Raw genomic sequence first — 15,184 nt, forward strand, 5'->3', positions numbered from 1 at the left:
GTGCAACAATTACAGAAAATCGGTATAATTAGTTCTTTTATCATTTTTGTGCACAAAAAGGGGACGCTTGTTTTGTGGGAAAAGACGGATAAGATGCGGTAAGATGTGAATTATTTGGGAGAAAAAACAATCTGCACACAAGAGCAGAAAGGTAGTCGGGTGGACATAATGCACATACAAGCGAGTGTATCTCCGTGCAAAAGTTACATATAATGAGTATGTATAATTAGTTGTTGCAACTATTTTCATAATAATTTACAGTTATTTTTGGCGAACACCTAACATTTGATAACTGTGGGCTTGCAAATTTTGTGCTTTTATGGTATACTGGATATTGCAGATGTGCCCAAGGGGGTAATATGCGCTTATATAACAAGTCGAATTATGTCCTGATGCGGAGAAAAACCTCGCAGACAGGGTAAAAATAACGCCCCTTGATCTCAAAGGGACGGTATCAGGAGGAAAAAACATGGCAAAGACAACTGCGGAAGGCAGCATAACCAAAACAGAGCTTAAAAATCAGTTTGTGGAAATTCTCCACAACGATTTTCAGACTACACCCGACGAGGCTTCGGATAAGCAGGTGTATGAGGCTCTTACAAAGATCGTTGTAAGTATTCTTAAAGCTAAGAGAAGAAAATTTACAGTAAATCACAACTCACAGGGCAAAAAGAAGGTTTATTACCTTTCTATGGAGTTCCTTATGGGACGTTCGCTGAAAACTTCAATATATAACCTATGCATTGCTGACAAGGTCACTTCCATGCTCAAGGACTTTGGTATCTCTATCAACGGTATCTACGAGCAGGAGCCTGATGCAGGTCTGGGCAACGGCGGTCTGGGCAGACTTGCTGCCTGCTATCTTGACGCTCTGGCAGCAGACGGCTACCACGCAACAGGTTATTCAATTTGCTATGAATACGGTATCTTCAAGCAGAAGCTGGAGGACGGCTGGCAGACAGAGCTGCCGGATAACTGGCTCCCCGGCGGCAGCGCATGGCTGGTGCCTGTACCTACACAGTCGGTTGAGGTTCGCTTTGACGGCGAGCTGAACGAATACTGGGACGACCAGTACCACTGTGTAAAGTACGAAAACTACACTTCGGTAATGGCTGTGCCTTACGACCTGTATGTTTCGGGTTACAAGAGCGATGCGGTATCAAAGCTGCGTCTTTGGAAGGCTGAGCTGTCTACATTCGATATGTCCATGTTCAACAAGGGCGATTACACCAAGGCTCTGGGCAGAAATATCATCTCTCAGGCTATCACCAAGGTGCTTTATCCTAACGACAACCACGCTGAGGGCAAGTCTCTGAGACTGCGTCAGCAGTACTTCCTTTGCGCTGCGTCTATCGGCGACATCGTAAACCAGCATATGAACGTTTACGGCACGCTGGATAACCTTTACGAGAAGGTGGCTATCCACATTAACGACACACACCCCACGCTGGCTATCCCCGAGCTTATGAGGACACTGCTGGACGACTGCGGATACACCTGGGAGAAGGCTTGGCACATAGTTACCAACACCTTTGCTTACACTAACCACACAGTCATGCCCGAGGCTCTGGAAAAGTGGGACTGCAATCTTCTCAAGAGCGTTTGCCCCAGAATTTTCTCTATCATCGTTGAGATAAACGACAGATACTGCAAGGACCTTTGGGAGAGATACAGAGATGAGGCTAAGGTTTCCCATATGTCTATTGTGGAAAACAACAAGGTCAAGATGGCTACTCTTTGCGTTCACGCTTCCCACAGCGTCAACGGCGTGGCTAAGATACACTCGGAGATAATCAAGAAAGAGACCTTCAAGGACGAATATCTTGACACACCTACAAAGTTCAAGAACGTTACTAACGGTATTGCTTACAGACGCTGGCTGTATCAGTCCAACGAGGGGCTGACCAAGCTGCTGCGTGAGAAGATCGGCGACGGCTTCCTCAGAAACGCTGCGGAGCTTTCAAAGCTCACTGTTTTTGCAAACGACAAGGCTGTTCTTGAGTCTCTGGGCAAGATAAAGCACACAAACAAGGAAAGCTTTGCAAAGTATGTTAAGAACCAGTACAACGTTTTGCTCAACACAGATTCTATCTTTGATGTTCAGGTAAAGAGGCTGCACGAGTACAAGCGTCAGCAGCTCAACGCTCTGAATATCATTGCTCAGTACAATTATCTCAAGAACAATCCAAACGCTGACTTTGTGCCAAAGACATACATCTTTGCCGCAAAGGCTGCGCCGGGATACTACATGGCAAAGCAGATAATCAAGCTTATCTGGAACATTTCCCAGGAGCTTAAAAAGGATAAGAATCTGGGCGAAAAGCTGAGCGTCATTTTCCTTGAGGATTACAACGTTTCCCTTTCCGAGATCCTTATGCCGGCAGCGGACATCAGCGAACAGATCTCTCTGGCAGGTACTGAGGCAAGCGGTACGGGCAACATGAAGCTGATGATAAACGGTGCGATCACTCTGGGCACTATGGACGGCGCTAACGTTGAGATCCACGAGCAGGTGGGCGATGACAACATCATTATCTTCGGTATGAACGTTGACGAGGTAAACGCTTGCAAGAACAGCTACAATCCTATGGATATGTACAACTCAAACGGTGTTATCAAGGCTGCTATCGACAGGCTTCAGGGCGGCATTAACGGCAACACCTTCAACGAGATATCTGAAAACCTCAAGACCAAGGATCCATACATGGCTCTGAAGGACTTTGACAGCTATCAGCAGGCACAGAAGTACGCTTCGGAATGCTACACAGACAAGATGAAGTGGAACAAGATGAGTCTTGCAAACATTGCAGGTGCAGGTATTTTCTCGGCAGACAGATCTGTTGAGGAGTACGCTAAGGACATCTGGGGACTTAAATAATCTATCCGAAATTGCAAAACAGCCATACAGAGCAAGTCTGTATGGCTGTTTGTGGGTAAAAAGAGGGTGAGGACTTGGACAAGCAGCAATTCTGCGACGCTTGCGAAAAGGTGATCGGTGAGCAGCGTCAGCGCAGGGGTATCGGTACTCTTGGAGAAAAAACGCTGCACGCTGTGCTTAAAAATTACTACGAGCCTCACCGGGAAAACCACGAGATAAAGGTCGGACGGTACGTTGCGGACATTGTGGGGGAACAGGGAGTCATTGAGATACAGACACGGCAGTTTTTCAGGCTTGTGCCAAAGCTGGATAACTTTTTGGAATTCTGCGACGTTACGGTGGTTTATCCAATGCCTGCCCTTAAATACGTAAGCTGGCTGGACATGGACACAGGGGAGGTGTCCCCGAAGCGGAGGTCCCCTCGGAAATACCGTATTTACGATGCTTTCAAGGAGATATACAACATAAAGTACGCTCTTGACAATCCACGGTTTCACCTGGTGCTGTGCCTTATGGAAATGGACGAGATAAGATATCTTAACGGCTGGTCCAAGGACAAAAAGCGTGGCTCCAGCAGATGCGACCGCATACCCAAGGAGATAATCGAGGAAGTCCGCTTTGACTGCGTACAGGATTACAGGCTGTTTATCCCCGGCTCCCTGCCTGTAAGGTTCACCTCGGCGCAATACGCAAAGGCTTGCTCTATCAGCAAAGAGCTTGCAGGCATGGGGCTTAACATACTGAATTATCTGGGACTTGTTGAGCGTGTGGACAAGGTGGGAAACAGCTACATTTACACCGTTGCCGATTGACAAAGCAGAGAAAAAAATATATAATGTATGTGTATGTTTTTCAGCGTTCACTTCCCTGACAGGGTGGAACGCTTACAAAAGCTTGGAACAAACGTGCAGTTAATATAAAGGAATGGTTAAATGAAACTCAAAAAGAAGTTTTGCAGGGTGCTTGGCTTTATGCTGGCTCTGGCAATGGTATTGCCGGGAGTGAGTGGGGCGGCACTGAATTTCAAGCCGGTATCCTCCATTGACAAGGACGGCAAACCGGTGGAGCTTACCTTGCGCTCAAAGGCTTGCTGCGTTATGGACATGGACAGCGGCGACATTATTTACAGCATGAACGGCGGCAAGGAGATGCCTGTGGGCACTCTGAACATGATAATGACAAGCCTGTTGATCGTTGAAAAATACAACGACATCGGCACTCTTAAAAACACCACCGTCAGCGCAGGCTCAGAGGCTTACGACGAGCTTTTCGACAAGGGCGCACCTACGGCGGACATCCAGCCCAATGAAAAGGTGAGCTACTACGACATTTTGTGCGCTATGATCTTACAGTCCTCCTGCGAGGCGGCGAACATTGCGGCTCTTGACATGGGAGGCGGAAAGCTTGCGGGCTTTACCAAGCTTATGAACGACAGAGCTCAGCAGATGGGACTTAAACACACCAAATTCTCCAGCGCACACGGTTTATGGACCAGCGGAAACTATTCCACCTGCGAGGATATGGCGGTGCTTTGCAAGTATGTTATGGAAAATTCCAGCATACTCAAAGAGATTTTCAACATGAGCACCTACACCATGTCCAAAACAGACAAGCACCCTGAGGGCACTACACTTTACAACAACAATGTGCTTATAAACAGCGCATCTTTATACTACTACTCCTCGGCAAAGGGCATCAAGACAGGCTCAACAAACGATGCAGGCAGATGCCTTGCAAGCTGTGCGGTAATAGAGGGCAAAAACTATCTCATTGTATCCCTGGGCGCACCGGCGGAAATTCTGGAGGAGGACAAGGAAAAGGGCAAGGACGACCCTGATTCGGTCTATGCTCAGGACTACATCTACTACAACCTTATCGACCACATCAACATTTACAACTGGTGCAGGACATTCCTTGTGGAGTCGGATTTTCTCAACCCTGACAGCGAGGTCCGTGATGTACAGGTGCTTTACGGAGACAAGAACTATGCCAATCTGAAGGCAAAGACAGGCTTCAGCAGAGTCTGGCCAAGCTACATCAAGACAGAGGACGTTAAGCGTGAGATAACCGTAAAGGAGAACATTGTGGCACCGGTAGAGGTGGGCGATGTTCTGGGTGAGATGAAGCTGAGCTACAACGGAGAGACTATCGCTACGCTGGACCTTATTTCCACCACCAAGGTGGAGCGTTCAGAGTCAGCTTCAAAATGGGAGATAGCAAAGAGCTATTTTAAGTCAAAGGTCTTTTATGTAACACTGGTGCTCATTGGCTGTCTTATAGTGTTATACACGGTGGTACACGTTGTAAGGACAAACAGAAAATATCTTAAAAAGAATGCGGAGGTGCACTCTGATGATAATAGACTGGACGAAGATGAATGAACAGCTCTCAGAGGGCTTTAAGGGCGGAGAGAAATTCTACGCAAGAAAAGCCTTTGAGGACGGTGACAACAAGATAATGCTGGGACGGCTCGTTCCGGGGGCGTCTATCGGTCTTCACACCCACGAGGGGGACAGCGAGGTAATTTTCTTCCTGCAGGGAAAGGGCAAGGTGCTGTATGACGGCGGATATGAAAAGGCAGAGGCAGGACTGTGCCACTACTGCCCTATGGGACATGAACACAGTCTTATAAACGACGGCGACAGCGACCTTATTTTCTACGCCGTTGTTCCAAAGCACAGGTAGATATACAAATAAAAAGGGGGGAGTTTTTAGTTAAGCTCCCCCCCTGAATATTTATTAAAGGATCGACTCACTCTGTCTGCGCCGCTAAGGGACAATGGCAGCTGATAAGCTGTTGAAAAGCAGAAGAAAATTGGGCATATTCCGCAAAAAAAGCTGTAATAACATGCTCGTACACCGGTGGCAGCCTGTGAAAGCTGCGCAGATACGGTGTTTTAGTATGGTGAAAGATTTTTTTGAAAAGGGGCTTGACAAAACCCCCGGTGTGTGCTATAATGCTATCAAACCACCAAACTACCTGATTGGTAGGTTAAAGGGAGATGAGCATTATGCAAGGCAGATCTTACAGGTTTTTAAGACAGTATTACCGTTTCGGTCGAATGTGGCGATGTTGCAGCCGCAACAACACATTTAACTTGAAAGAAAGAACTTGTAATGAGTATTTACAGATTTGAAGCATTACAATTACACGTAGGACAGGAACAGGCAGACCCGGTAACGGATTAGGGGCGGTATGGCTGCTCCGGCAGAGCCTTTCGGGGCAGCTGTCATGACCTACACAATTCAGGCTCTTGCTCAGGCAGGCATGATCCATGCCACGGTAAGGCTTTATATCAGAAAAAACACATTGACGACATTACTGCAGACCTTGACAATGCATTTGCACAGGTCTGATAAAAACGGAGGAATTTATTATGGCTAACATTTACACATCAGCAGATCAACTTGTAGGCGGCACTCCCCTGCTGGAGCTTTCGCACATTGAAAAGGAGCTTGGTCTGAAGGCAAAGATCCTTGCAAAACTGGAATACTTTAACCCGGCAGGCTCTGTAAAGGACAGGGTGGCAAAGGCTATGATCGAGGATGCGGAAAAACAGGGCAAGCTGAACGCAGATTCGGTAATAATCGAGCCTACAAGCGGCAACACAGGCATTGGTCTGGCATCTGTTGCGGCGGCTCGGGGCTACCGCATAATCATTGTTATGCCCGAGACGATGTCCGTTGAGAGACGGCAGCTGATGAAGGCATACGGTGCGGAGCTTGTACTCACAGAGGGGGCAAAGGGCATGAAGGGTGCTATTGCCGAGGCTGAGAGGCTTGAGAGAGAAACTCCTGGTGGAATTATCATGGGACAGTTCGTAAACCCTGCAAATCCAAAGGCACACTTTGATAGCACAGGTCCTGAGATATACCGTGACACAGACGGAAAGGTGGATATTTTCGTTGCAGGCGTTGGCACAGGAGGAACGGTAACAGGTGTGGGCAAATTCCTTAAAAGCAAGAACCCTGACGTTAAGATAGTTGCTGTTGAACCTGCATCATCACCGGTACTTTCAAAGGGTGAGGCAGGAGCGCACAAGATACAGGGCATTGGCGCAGGCTTTGTTCCGGACGTTCTGGACACAGGCATATACAGCGAGATCATTGCGGTGGAAAACGATGACGCTTTTGAATACGGCAAGCTGGTAGGCAAGAAAGAAGGCGTACTGGTGGGCATATCCTCGGGCGCAGCTGTTTACGCTGCTGTTGAGCTGGCTAAGCGTGAGGAAAACGCAGGCAAAACTATCGTTGCTCTGCTGCCCGACACAGGCGATAGGTATTTGTCTACTTCCCTGTTTGCTGACTGAGCCTACTGCGGCAGGCTTATTAAGGAGCGCACCGCGGTTCAGACGGAGGTAAAAATGGACAGTTCATCAACGCTTGAGATCAAGGCTATCGGTCACATAAAGAGCGATTTTCCCACCAAGTTCGGAATACCCAGGCAGAGCGGGCTTTGCAAGAACCTTCTGTCACAGATAGTTTTTGAATCGCCTTACAATACGGCAGATGCGTTCAGAGGTATCGAGGAATTCTCCCATATATGGGTAATATGGGGCTTTTCGGACAACGCAAGGGAGGTCTTCTCCCCTACGGTGAGACCGCCTAAGCTTGGGGGCAACGAAAGGCGTGGGGTATTTGCCACACGCTCCCCTTTCAGACCTAATCCTCTGGGGCTATCCTGCGTTAAGCTGGAGCGGGTGATACGCTCGGATAACGGGATCATCCTTGAAGTGTCGGGAGGCGACATGAAGGAGGGCACGCCTGTTTACGACATCAAGCCGTACATTCCCTATGCGGACTGCATTGAGGAGGCAGACGGCGGTTTCGGGCAGCGGCACAGCGGCGACAGGCTGAAGGTGGAGGTCAGATCTGATCTGATGGAGCTTGTTGCCCCGGAAAAGCGCAGCGCACTTACAGAGGTTCTGTCCCTTGACCCTCGTCCCGGATATCAGGACGACGGGCAGAGGGTTTACGGCTTTGAATTTGCCGGACTGGAGATAAAGTTCAAGGTGAACGGTGACACGCTGACTGTCACGGAAATATATGCTGTATAAAAGAAAAACGGGCACCAAAAAGTGTCCGTTTTTTTGTACTTATTTTAAAATGGCTTCAGCTTATACACCACAGCGGAGATACGTGGGCAGCAGACATGACCTGTTCTTGGGGCGGGATAGGACTTTCCGTTTTCGTCCAGCACCAGCAGCCACTCCCCCATGGGCAGGTCAAAATACCTATCTTCATTGCTGCCGTTAAGGGCGACAACGAAGCTTTCGCTGCCCTCAAAGAGGCTGTAGATAAGGAAATTTCCATGACTTATTTTCCAGAACGAGAGCTTCTGCTCCACCTCCCACTTCATGGACATTCGCAGCAGGCTGCTTGATTTACGCAGGGCGATAAGCGCCTTATAGTAATCAAAGACTGCGGAATACTGAGTTTTTCGTGTCCAGTCGATGGCGTTGGTATAGTCGGGGGCATTATAGCTGTTCTCGTCAAAGATGTTGACCTCGTTTGGCTCCTCCCCGGGCTTTAAAATTCTTGGCTTAGTGCGCAGAAAATCCTGTCCAAGCTGGAGAAACGGCACGCCCTGAGACAGCAGCACAATGGCAGCTGCCAGCTTATCCATACGGATACGGTCCTCCTCAGATGCGTTATTTGAACAGATACAAAGCTTGTCCCACAGGGTATTATTATCGTGAGCCTCGCAATAGTTTATGGTCTGGGTGGGTTCAAACGCCCAACAGGCTTCCTTTGCCTCATGCAGTTCCGGGTGAGGCACAGAGCCTGCGATGCCTCGTTTGAGCATTGCCACGCTATGGGTATTGCCGCTTACAAAGCCTGTATCAAACACATTGAACGTACCGCCCTTGATGCTGTCACGGATATTATCGTTGAACAGTCCCACTCTGCCGAAGCGGTAGGAGTTCCATTTATACGCCAGTTTATCCGATGCCAGGGGCGATGCTCCCCCTGTCCAGCCCTCGCCGTACAAGAGGATCTGCGGGTCTATCTTATCCAGCTCGTCACGGATATGATTCATGGTATCTATATCGTGAAGCGCCATAAGGTCGAAACGGAAGCCGTCCACCTTATACTCCGTTGCCCAGAATTTAAGAGAATCCACAATATATTTACGCATCATAAGGTGCTCCGATGCAGTTTCGTTACCGCAGCCCGAGCCGTTGGTGAACTTGCCGTTGATATGACGGTGGTAATAATAGGGGAAGGAACGCTCGAATGCAGACTCATCGGTATAATATGTATGATTGAAAACAACGTCCATTACCACGCCGATGCCTCTTTTATGAAGCTCCATGACCAGCTTTTTAAACTCCCTCACACGGCACTTTGGGTCGTAGGGATCGGTGGAATAGGAGCCTTCAAGGCAATTATAATTCTTCGGGTCATAGCCCCAGTTAAACTGGTTCTTTTCGGGGTGCGCCTCATCAACGGTGGCATAATCCGCCACAGGCAGCAGCTGTACATGGGTAACACCAAGCTCCTGCAAGTGGTCAAGGCAGGTATTGGTGCTGCGGTTCCTTGTGCCGCCCTTTGCCATTGCAAGAAACTTGCCACGAAGCTTTGCTGGAACTCCGGAGGACGGATGGACGGAAAAATCCCTTACGTGACACTCGTAGATAACTGCGTCACAAGGGTTTTTGCACACAGGTCGGTCTACATTTTCCCAGCCAATGGGGTCGGTGGTCGAAAAGTTTACCACCGCTCCCAGATCACCGTTTACGCCGCACGCCTTTGCGTAGATGTCTATGGTCTCAGGGTTCTTCTTGTGGTTATATTCAAAGGAATAGGTATAAAAACAGCCGTCAAGGTCTCGCAGTATCTCTACATACCACACGCCCTTGTCCAGCCGTTCCATGGGAAGCGACTCCATTCGGCTCAGACCCTCTCCGTCAAGATATAAATTCAGGTATACACCCGTCGCCATCGGCGCCCATGTCTTGAATACAGTCTTGTCCTCGTGTATTATCGCTCCGAGGTCATCGCCGTCGTAAAAATATTCCTGATCTATCCATGCATAGTTTATTTTATACAACGGCTTAACCTCTCTTTCCTAATAGATCAATAATTTTCGTCAATGCTTTACAGCCACGCCCACAGCTTCTCCCTGGAGCAATTTAGTTTCAAAGCCTTGTCGGGTGTTTTCCAGCAGGTCGGGGCAGACCTTGACCTTATCCTTTTCAAGCAGCAGGACGATAGTAGAGCCGCCGAACTCGAAATAACCTTTTTCCTCCCCTCGCAGGACAGTTCTTCTGCCGTAGGGGTGGGCGTTGGTGATTTTGCCCACCAGGAGCGCTCCCACTTCCATTTGCACAACGTCGCCGAAATTCTCGGTTCTTATAACGCAATAGCGTCTGGAATTTTCACGGTAAACGGGGACATACTCATTGACCACGGGGTTTACGGTACTGAGCACGCCGTTAATAGCTCTGTCGTGGCTTTTAATGCCTGTTGCGGCATAGCAATATCTATGATAATCGTCGGGGGTAAGGCGGATTATTACCGCTGTGCCGCCCTCATAACGCTTAGCCAGCTTTTTATCACGAAGCAGGCTCTTCACTGAATAAACAGAATTTTTGATAACAAAGCCGTTGACCTCGTCGATCTTATAGGCTGTGACCTTACCGTCGGAGGGTGAGATAAGGATATTTTTATCCTTTGGGATCGGTCGTGAGCCGGGCTTTATTTTTCTTGTGAAAAAGTCATTGAAGGAACGATACGCCTTTGGCTCATAGTCAGAAAGGTCGATATTGTTCTTCTCGGCAAAGTCAGAGATAAAGCTTGCAGAGATCTTGCTGTCAAGGATCATTCCCCCCAGCTCGGAAAATCCGGGCATACTCAGCAGTCTGAGAAAAGCTCTGCAAAAGTAGCTGTTATACGCTCTCTGAAGCAGCTTGTCCTGTGAGGTGGTCTCTTCAAACTCCTCGCCTTTTCTATTGCGGTATTTCATTACAAACCCTCCCTAATATTCCAGCCTCAATGTGACGGTGCGAATTTCCAGATACCCAGTATTACCAGTGCGGCAAGGGTGAACATAAGGAAGATGCTCTTTGCGGATACTTTCTTAACCTTGATATCAAGCACGAAAAGCACTGCAAGTGCTAACATAAAGCCCTGGAAAACGTAGGGGTATGCGGCATTGGGTATATTTCTCTTTCCCAAAAACAGAAGGGGAAGAATGATAGAGGAGGTTGTTATAGGCAGTCCCTGATATTCCTTTCTGTTTTCGGCAGTGGTTCTCTGGCGTTCCTCCTCCATAACGTTAAAGTAGCCGAGTCGGATAAGACCGCAGAGCACGATAAGTATTGCCGACGCAAGTCCCAGTCCGTAGTTAAATCCCATTTTGTAACCGATGCACGCCGGCAGAACGCCGAATGCCACAAGGTCGCACAGAGAATCTATCTGGATACCGAACAGCTTTTCCTGGTCTGTTCTGTCCTTTTTATGCCTTGCCACCTTTCCGTCAAACAAGTCGCATATTCCCGAAATAAGCAGGCACAGGATAGCTATTGCTTCACGACCTTCAAAGACCTGAGTTATACCTACCACAGCCGAGCAAAGGCTCAGGTAAGTAAGGATTACGGTATAATTATAAAACCCGATTATATTTTCACCTTATTCCTTGTTTTTTTGTTCCTTGACCACCTGCACCTGATCCGGGACAGCTATTTCCGCTTGCGCCGCATCTTCAGCCTTGTCGGTGGACTTTCCGTATTTTTTTATATTCAGCAGATGTGTAAACAGCGTTACAAGTCCTCCCACGATAATTACAGCATAGAAGCTGATACCACGGTTAAGGAGTATTGCGGGGCTGAGAAGCTCATCTGCAAATACGCCTGTGAAAAACGCTATAAAGCAAGCCTCGGTTATACCTGCTGCACCGGGAAGAGGCAGCATTTCAACGGCGACACCGATAAGCACCTGAAGTGCCACTATCTGCATAAAGCTTGCGCCGTGCAGTCCGTAGGACTTATAGATGACCCATGTGAGCATGAACAGCGAGAGTCTTTGCAACACTGTGATCCATGTTATGGTGAACAAAGAGCCCATGTTACCGCCGATATATTTTGAGGCTTTGACGTAGTTATCAAATATCCTTGTGACCCTTTTGATATAGCCTTCGGTATTTTTCTTATTGAGCACATGGATACGGGTCAGAAAGTTTATGAGTTTTATCGCCATTTTCCTTGACCAAAGCGGCTTGAGGCAGACGATAAGAAGCAGGGTGATATAGGCAAGATTCAGGAAAAATCCCACATACACCAGCCACATATATCCCCCCACGTGCTCGGTAACATAGCCATGGTAGAAGATATAGAAGAATAATCCCAAAAGCACCAGCACAGCTTTATATACCACTGCGATGACCAGCATTATCAGGGACGAATAGCCGTAGTAGATACCGTCCTTTTTCATATATATCATCTGTGCAGGCTGACCGCCGGACGAGGACGGGGTTATATAGGAATAGAAAAATCCGATAAACGAATATTTCAGACACCGCCGAAAGGGCGTTTTTTCTTTAAAGAGCCAGAGCATATACTTGATTATCACCGATTCGCCGGCGATAAAGCAGAAGGTACACACACAGCCAAGGATGAGCCACAGCTTATCTGCACGATGAAGCTCGCTCATGACCTCGGAAAGCTCCTTATTGTTGAACAATATCCTGAATGTGAGATACCCCACCACTGCGATAAACAGCACATTCAGAGTATATTTGACCTTTTTGTTTATAGTTATCACTCCATATTTCTCATATCCGTATCATCACTGTGGGTGAAGCAGCGTTATAACAGGGGCTGCATCACTCGGTGATAAAGCAGAAGCAAGCAGCCACAAGAATCTGAATGATAACGAACCTTGTTACCACCTGTGTATCAGACCAGCCTTTATTCTTTCTCACATGGTCATGGATAGGTGTACGGATATTCTTCATAAATCCCTTTAATCTCAGGAAACGAATGAATGAGAGCTTCACAAGTCCCAGACCTCCGTCTATAATAAGCATAAGTGCCAATGGGATAAATATCAGCGGCGAACCTGTTTTCAGACAGATAAGCGCAAGGAACACGCCCAATGCTCTGGAGCCTGCATCACCCATAAGTATAGAGCTTGGTGAGGCATTGGACCAAAGATATGCTCCCAATGCGGCAAGCATTATCAGACAGGCGGTTATCATTGCCGAGTCCTCAAGCAATCTGCTCACAAAGAAGATCGTCACCATACAAAGTGTTGCGCACAGTCCGTCAACTCCGTCGGAGCAGTTGGTAACATTTATCGCTGCCCACACAAGCAAAGTTGCAAGGGCAATAAAAACTGCCGGATGAGGCTCGATAATTTCTTTGAGCAGCGGAAGCTTGAATCTGCCGGAATTAAAGTAATAATAAGTCCCTGCGATACCGCCGGAAATTATAAGGTCGATAAGTCCCTTTTTGACCTCGCCCCAGGGAACGTCCGAGGCATCGTCCAGATAACCGCTGAGCATTGCGCCGTATATAAACACAAGATACAGCACCATTTCAAGGTCAAGAGGTATAAAAAGCGCAGTAAGGATAACAAATCCGGTAATGAAGATAAGACCTGCTCCCCTGGCTTTTCCCTGGGAGAGAGCACCGTTTACCGCAAACTCACGTCCCTGGTCTTTGGGAAGTATCTTTCTGAATATTTTGATGGTGAAAAATACAAACAAAAAGCTTGTGAGAAAAACGATACACAGAGCAAGCCCCTTCATGGGCTTACCGTTTATCATTATATTTTTTCCCAGCTTTTCGATCAGGTCGTAGAGCATCGGTCCTCATCCTTTTCACATTTATGTCAGATAACATTTTGCGTTACATATGCGATATATGCACGCACAGCTATTATACCATATTTATGCGCAAAATGCAAATAATATAGCAAATAAATTTGCACAAAAAACGCCCCTGCAAAAAGGATATTTTTACAAATCACGTATAAAAGGCGCAAAAAGCCGAAGAACAGCCTGTTACGCCTTAATAATTCTATCAAATTCCCGAAACAAAAATTGGACATCACGCTGTGTCCCGGCAAGCATACGTGCGGCTTTTTTTCAAAATAAGCAAGGGGAAAACTCCTTACACAAAAGAGTCCCCCCCGGATGTCCTACTGCATATCTTTATTTCTGTTTTTCAGAAGCTTCTTTGTCTTTCGGTCATGCTTCCACATAACTATTTTTTCGCACAGATCCACTATCTTTTTCATAAACGGCTTGAACACATAGAAGAACTCGCCCGCATAGGTGACCACCTCGCCGTTGAAGCCCTTTTTGAACTTATAAACGCCGTAGTTAGGGTGCTCCGGGTCCTTATAGAAGGGTATGCCCTGGAAGTCGTAGATATAATTCTTACCCTCTATCGCCCAGTTTATCATAGTCCACTGCATGAGGTAGTTGGGGTAAAGGTTTCTGTGGTGATTGGCGGATGCGCCGTAGACGTAGCAAGTCTTACCTGCATACTGTGTAGTAACGGCACCGGAAAGAGGTATCTGCTTGCCGTCCTCGTCCACATAGCACATAAACAAACGGCAATGCTTTTCGCCCAGCCCCTCTATCATCTTTACAAAATACTCCTTTGAACGGATAGAAAATCCGTCACGGATACCCGTTGCCTGCATCAGCGGATAGAAATCGTCAAGAGCCTCCGTACCGCAAGCCTTACAGTACACGCCCTTTCTTCCGGCTTTTCTTATCCTGTTGCGCCAGTCGGGCTGGAATGTCATCATGACCTCATCGGGAGTTTTTCCCTCTATGTTGCGAAGCATATAGTTGTTTCTTGCCTGTATGGTGGTAAGCTCCGCTGCGTTATAGGTATGCTTGAAGCCCATGGATATTATCATTTCTGAGATGTCCTTATCCTTCTCCTCATGGCAAGGGTCCCACATGAACTGGTAGCACTTATACTTTTTAGCCAGCACCTTTATGCCCTCAAACAGATCCTCCATTGTCTGCTTGTCACGCCAGTCGCAGACAGGTCCGTGGGGAGCATACAGAAAAGTGCAGCCGAAAATCGGGATCTTCTTGATAATAACAAGGCAGGTGCCTTTTATCTTGCCCTGTTCGTCCCTGGAAATAACGGCGTCCCAGCCCCAGTTGTCCTTTACCTTGGGCCACAGCAGGGACTGCATGAAATTTCCGTATTTACTTGTGCTTGCGAACTCTTCAAACTCGGCAAGCATATTTTTGTCCTTTTTATTGATTATCTCCATATATGTACCTTCCCGCATTTATTCTCAATTATGCTTATTATACACTTTAATTCCCAAAAA

The 15,184-nt window shown here is 47.5% G+C and carries 13 protein-coding genes; 7 read left to right on the top strand and 6 right to left on the bottom strand.

Annotated features, from left to right (window positions below; all coding sequences use genetic code 11):
- Window positions 1–469 precede the first annotated feature (469 nt).
- The 7 genes from T494_RS0108975 to tsaA all read left to right on the top strand — a co-directional run bounded on the left by T494_RS0108975 (window position 470) and on the right by tsaA (window position 7,935).
- Window positions 470–2,878, top strand: a complete 2,409-nt coding sequence (locus tag T494_RS0108975) for a glycogen/starch/alpha-glucan phosphorylase (RefSeq protein ID WP_028506012.1) — start codon at window positions 470–472, stop codon at window positions 2,876–2,878.
- Between the two features lie 74 nt (window positions 2,879–2,952).
- Complete coding sequence (locus T494_RS0108980; RefSeq protein WP_028506013.1) at window positions 2,953–3,690, top strand: hypothetical protein; 738 nt, start codon at window positions 2,953–2,955, stop codon at window positions 3,688–3,690.
- 120 nt (window positions 3,691–3,810) lie between these two features.
- Window positions 3,811–5,259 (top strand): D-alanyl-D-alanine carboxypeptidase, encoded by a 1,449-nt coding sequence (locus T494_RS0108985; RefSeq protein WP_028506014.1) that lies wholly within the window; start codon window positions 3,811–3,813, stop codon window positions 5,257–5,259.
- On the top strand, window positions 5,231–5,563 hold the full coding sequence (locus tag T494_RS0108990) for a cupin domain-containing protein (protein WP_028506015.1): 333 nt from the start codon (window positions 5,231–5,233) through the stop codon (window positions 5,561–5,563). The genes T494_RS0108985 and T494_RS0108990 overlap by 29 nt, the downstream gene beginning before the upstream one ends.
- Window positions 5,564–6,074: 511 nt before the next feature.
- On the top strand, window positions 6,075–6,263 hold the full coding sequence (locus T494_RS14015) for a hypothetical protein (protein ID WP_028506017.1): 189 nt from the start codon (window positions 6,075–6,077) through the stop codon (window positions 6,261–6,263).
- Window positions 6,256–7,188 carry a cysteine synthase A gene (gene cysK / locus T494_RS0109005; RefSeq protein WP_028506018.1) on the top strand — a complete coding sequence of 311 codons (933 nt, stop codon included), beginning with the start codon at window positions 6,256–6,258 and terminating at the stop codon, window positions 7,186–7,188. The genes T494_RS14015 and cysK overlap by 8 nt, the downstream gene beginning before the upstream one ends.
- Window positions 7,189–7,242: 54 nt before the next feature.
- Entirely contained in the window at window positions 7,243–7,935 is a 693-nt protein-coding gene (tsaA, locus tag T494_RS0109010) for a tRNA (N6-threonylcarbamoyladenosine(37)-N6)-methyltransferase TrmO (RefSeq protein ID WP_037344463.1), read from the top strand.
- A 44-nt stretch (window positions 7,936–7,979) separates the two neighbouring features.
- Here tsaA and pulA read toward each other — a convergent pair whose 3' ends face one another.
- From pulA to T494_RS0109040, 6 genes are all read right to left on the bottom strand, one after another.
- Window positions 7,980–9,932: a type I pullulanase gene (gene pulA / locus T494_RS0109015; protein WP_028506020.1), complete on the bottom strand. Its 1,953-nt coding sequence runs from the start codon at window positions 9,930–9,932 to the stop codon at window positions 7,980–7,982.
- Between the two features lie 39 nt (window positions 9,933–9,971).
- Complete coding sequence (locus T494_RS0109020) at window positions 9,972–10,847, bottom strand: phosphatidylserine decarboxylase (RefSeq protein ID WP_028506021.1); 876 nt, start codon at window positions 10,845–10,847, stop codon at window positions 9,972–9,974.
- Between the two features lie 26 nt (window positions 10,848–10,873).
- Window positions 10,874–11,503 carry a CDP-alcohol phosphatidyltransferase family protein gene (locus T494_RS0109025; RefSeq protein WP_028506022.1) on the bottom strand — a complete coding sequence of 210 codons (630 nt, stop codon included), beginning with the start codon at window positions 11,501–11,503 and terminating at the stop codon, window positions 10,874–10,876.
- 9 nt (window positions 11,504–11,512) lie between these two features.
- The gene (locus T494_RS12800) at window positions 11,513–12,643 is read right to left on the bottom strand and encodes a lysylphosphatidylglycerol synthase transmembrane domain-containing protein (RefSeq protein ID WP_242836421.1); all 1,131 of its coding nucleotides are present in this window, start codon (window positions 12,641–12,643) and stop codon (window positions 11,513–11,515) included.
- A gap of 61 nt (window positions 12,644–12,704) precedes the next feature.
- Entirely contained in the window at window positions 12,705–13,688 is a 984-nt protein-coding gene (locus T494_RS12805) for a phospho-N-acetylmuramoyl-pentapeptide-transferase (RefSeq protein WP_037344466.1), read from the bottom strand.
- Between the two features lie 335 nt (window positions 13,689–14,023).
- Window positions 14,024–15,124: a peptidoglycan bridge formation glycyltransferase FemA/FemB family protein gene (locus T494_RS0109040; protein WP_028506023.1), complete on the bottom strand. Its 1,101-nt coding sequence runs from the start codon at window positions 15,122–15,124 to the stop codon at window positions 14,024–14,026.
- Between the last annotated feature and the right edge of the window lie 60 nt (window positions 15,125–15,184).

Origin of the sequence: Ruminococcus sp. FC2018 (assembly GCF_000621805.1) — a bacterium.
Lineage (GTDB): Bacteria > Bacillota > Clostridia > Oscillospirales > Ruminococcaceae > Hominimerdicola.

Coding starts and splice junctions, on each gene's coding strand:
- T494_RS14015 (WP_028506017.1), top strand. CDS start 6,075: ATGGCTGCTCCGGCAGAGCCTTTCGGGGCAGCTGTCATGACCTACACA.
- T494_RS12805 (WP_037344466.1), bottom strand. CDS start 13,688: ATGCTCTACGACCTGATCGAAAAGCTGGGAAAAAATATAATGATAAAC.
- T494_RS0108985 (WP_028506014.1), top strand. CDS start 3,811: ATGAAACTCAAAAAGAAGTTTTGCAGGGTGCTTGGCTTTATGCTGGCT.
- tsaA (WP_037344463.1), top strand. CDS start 7,243: ATGGACAGTTCATCAACGCTTGAGATCAAGGCTATCGGTCACATAAAG.
- T494_RS0109040 (WP_028506023.1), bottom strand. CDS start 15,124: ATGGAGATAATCAATAAAAAGGACAAAAATATGCTTGCCGAGTTTGAA.
- T494_RS0109020 (WP_028506021.1), bottom strand. CDS start 10,847: ATGAAATACCGCAATAGAAAAGGCGAGGAGTTTGAAGAGACCACCTCA.
- T494_RS0108975 (WP_028506012.1), top strand. CDS start 470: ATGGCAAAGACAACTGCGGAAGGCAGCATAACCAAAACAGAGCTTAAA.
- cysK (WP_028506018.1), top strand. CDS start 6,256: ATGGCTAACATTTACACATCAGCAGATCAACTTGTAGGCGGCACTCCC.
- T494_RS0108990 (WP_028506015.1), top strand. CDS start 5,231: ATGATAATAGACTGGACGAAGATGAATGAACAGCTCTCAGAGGGCTTT.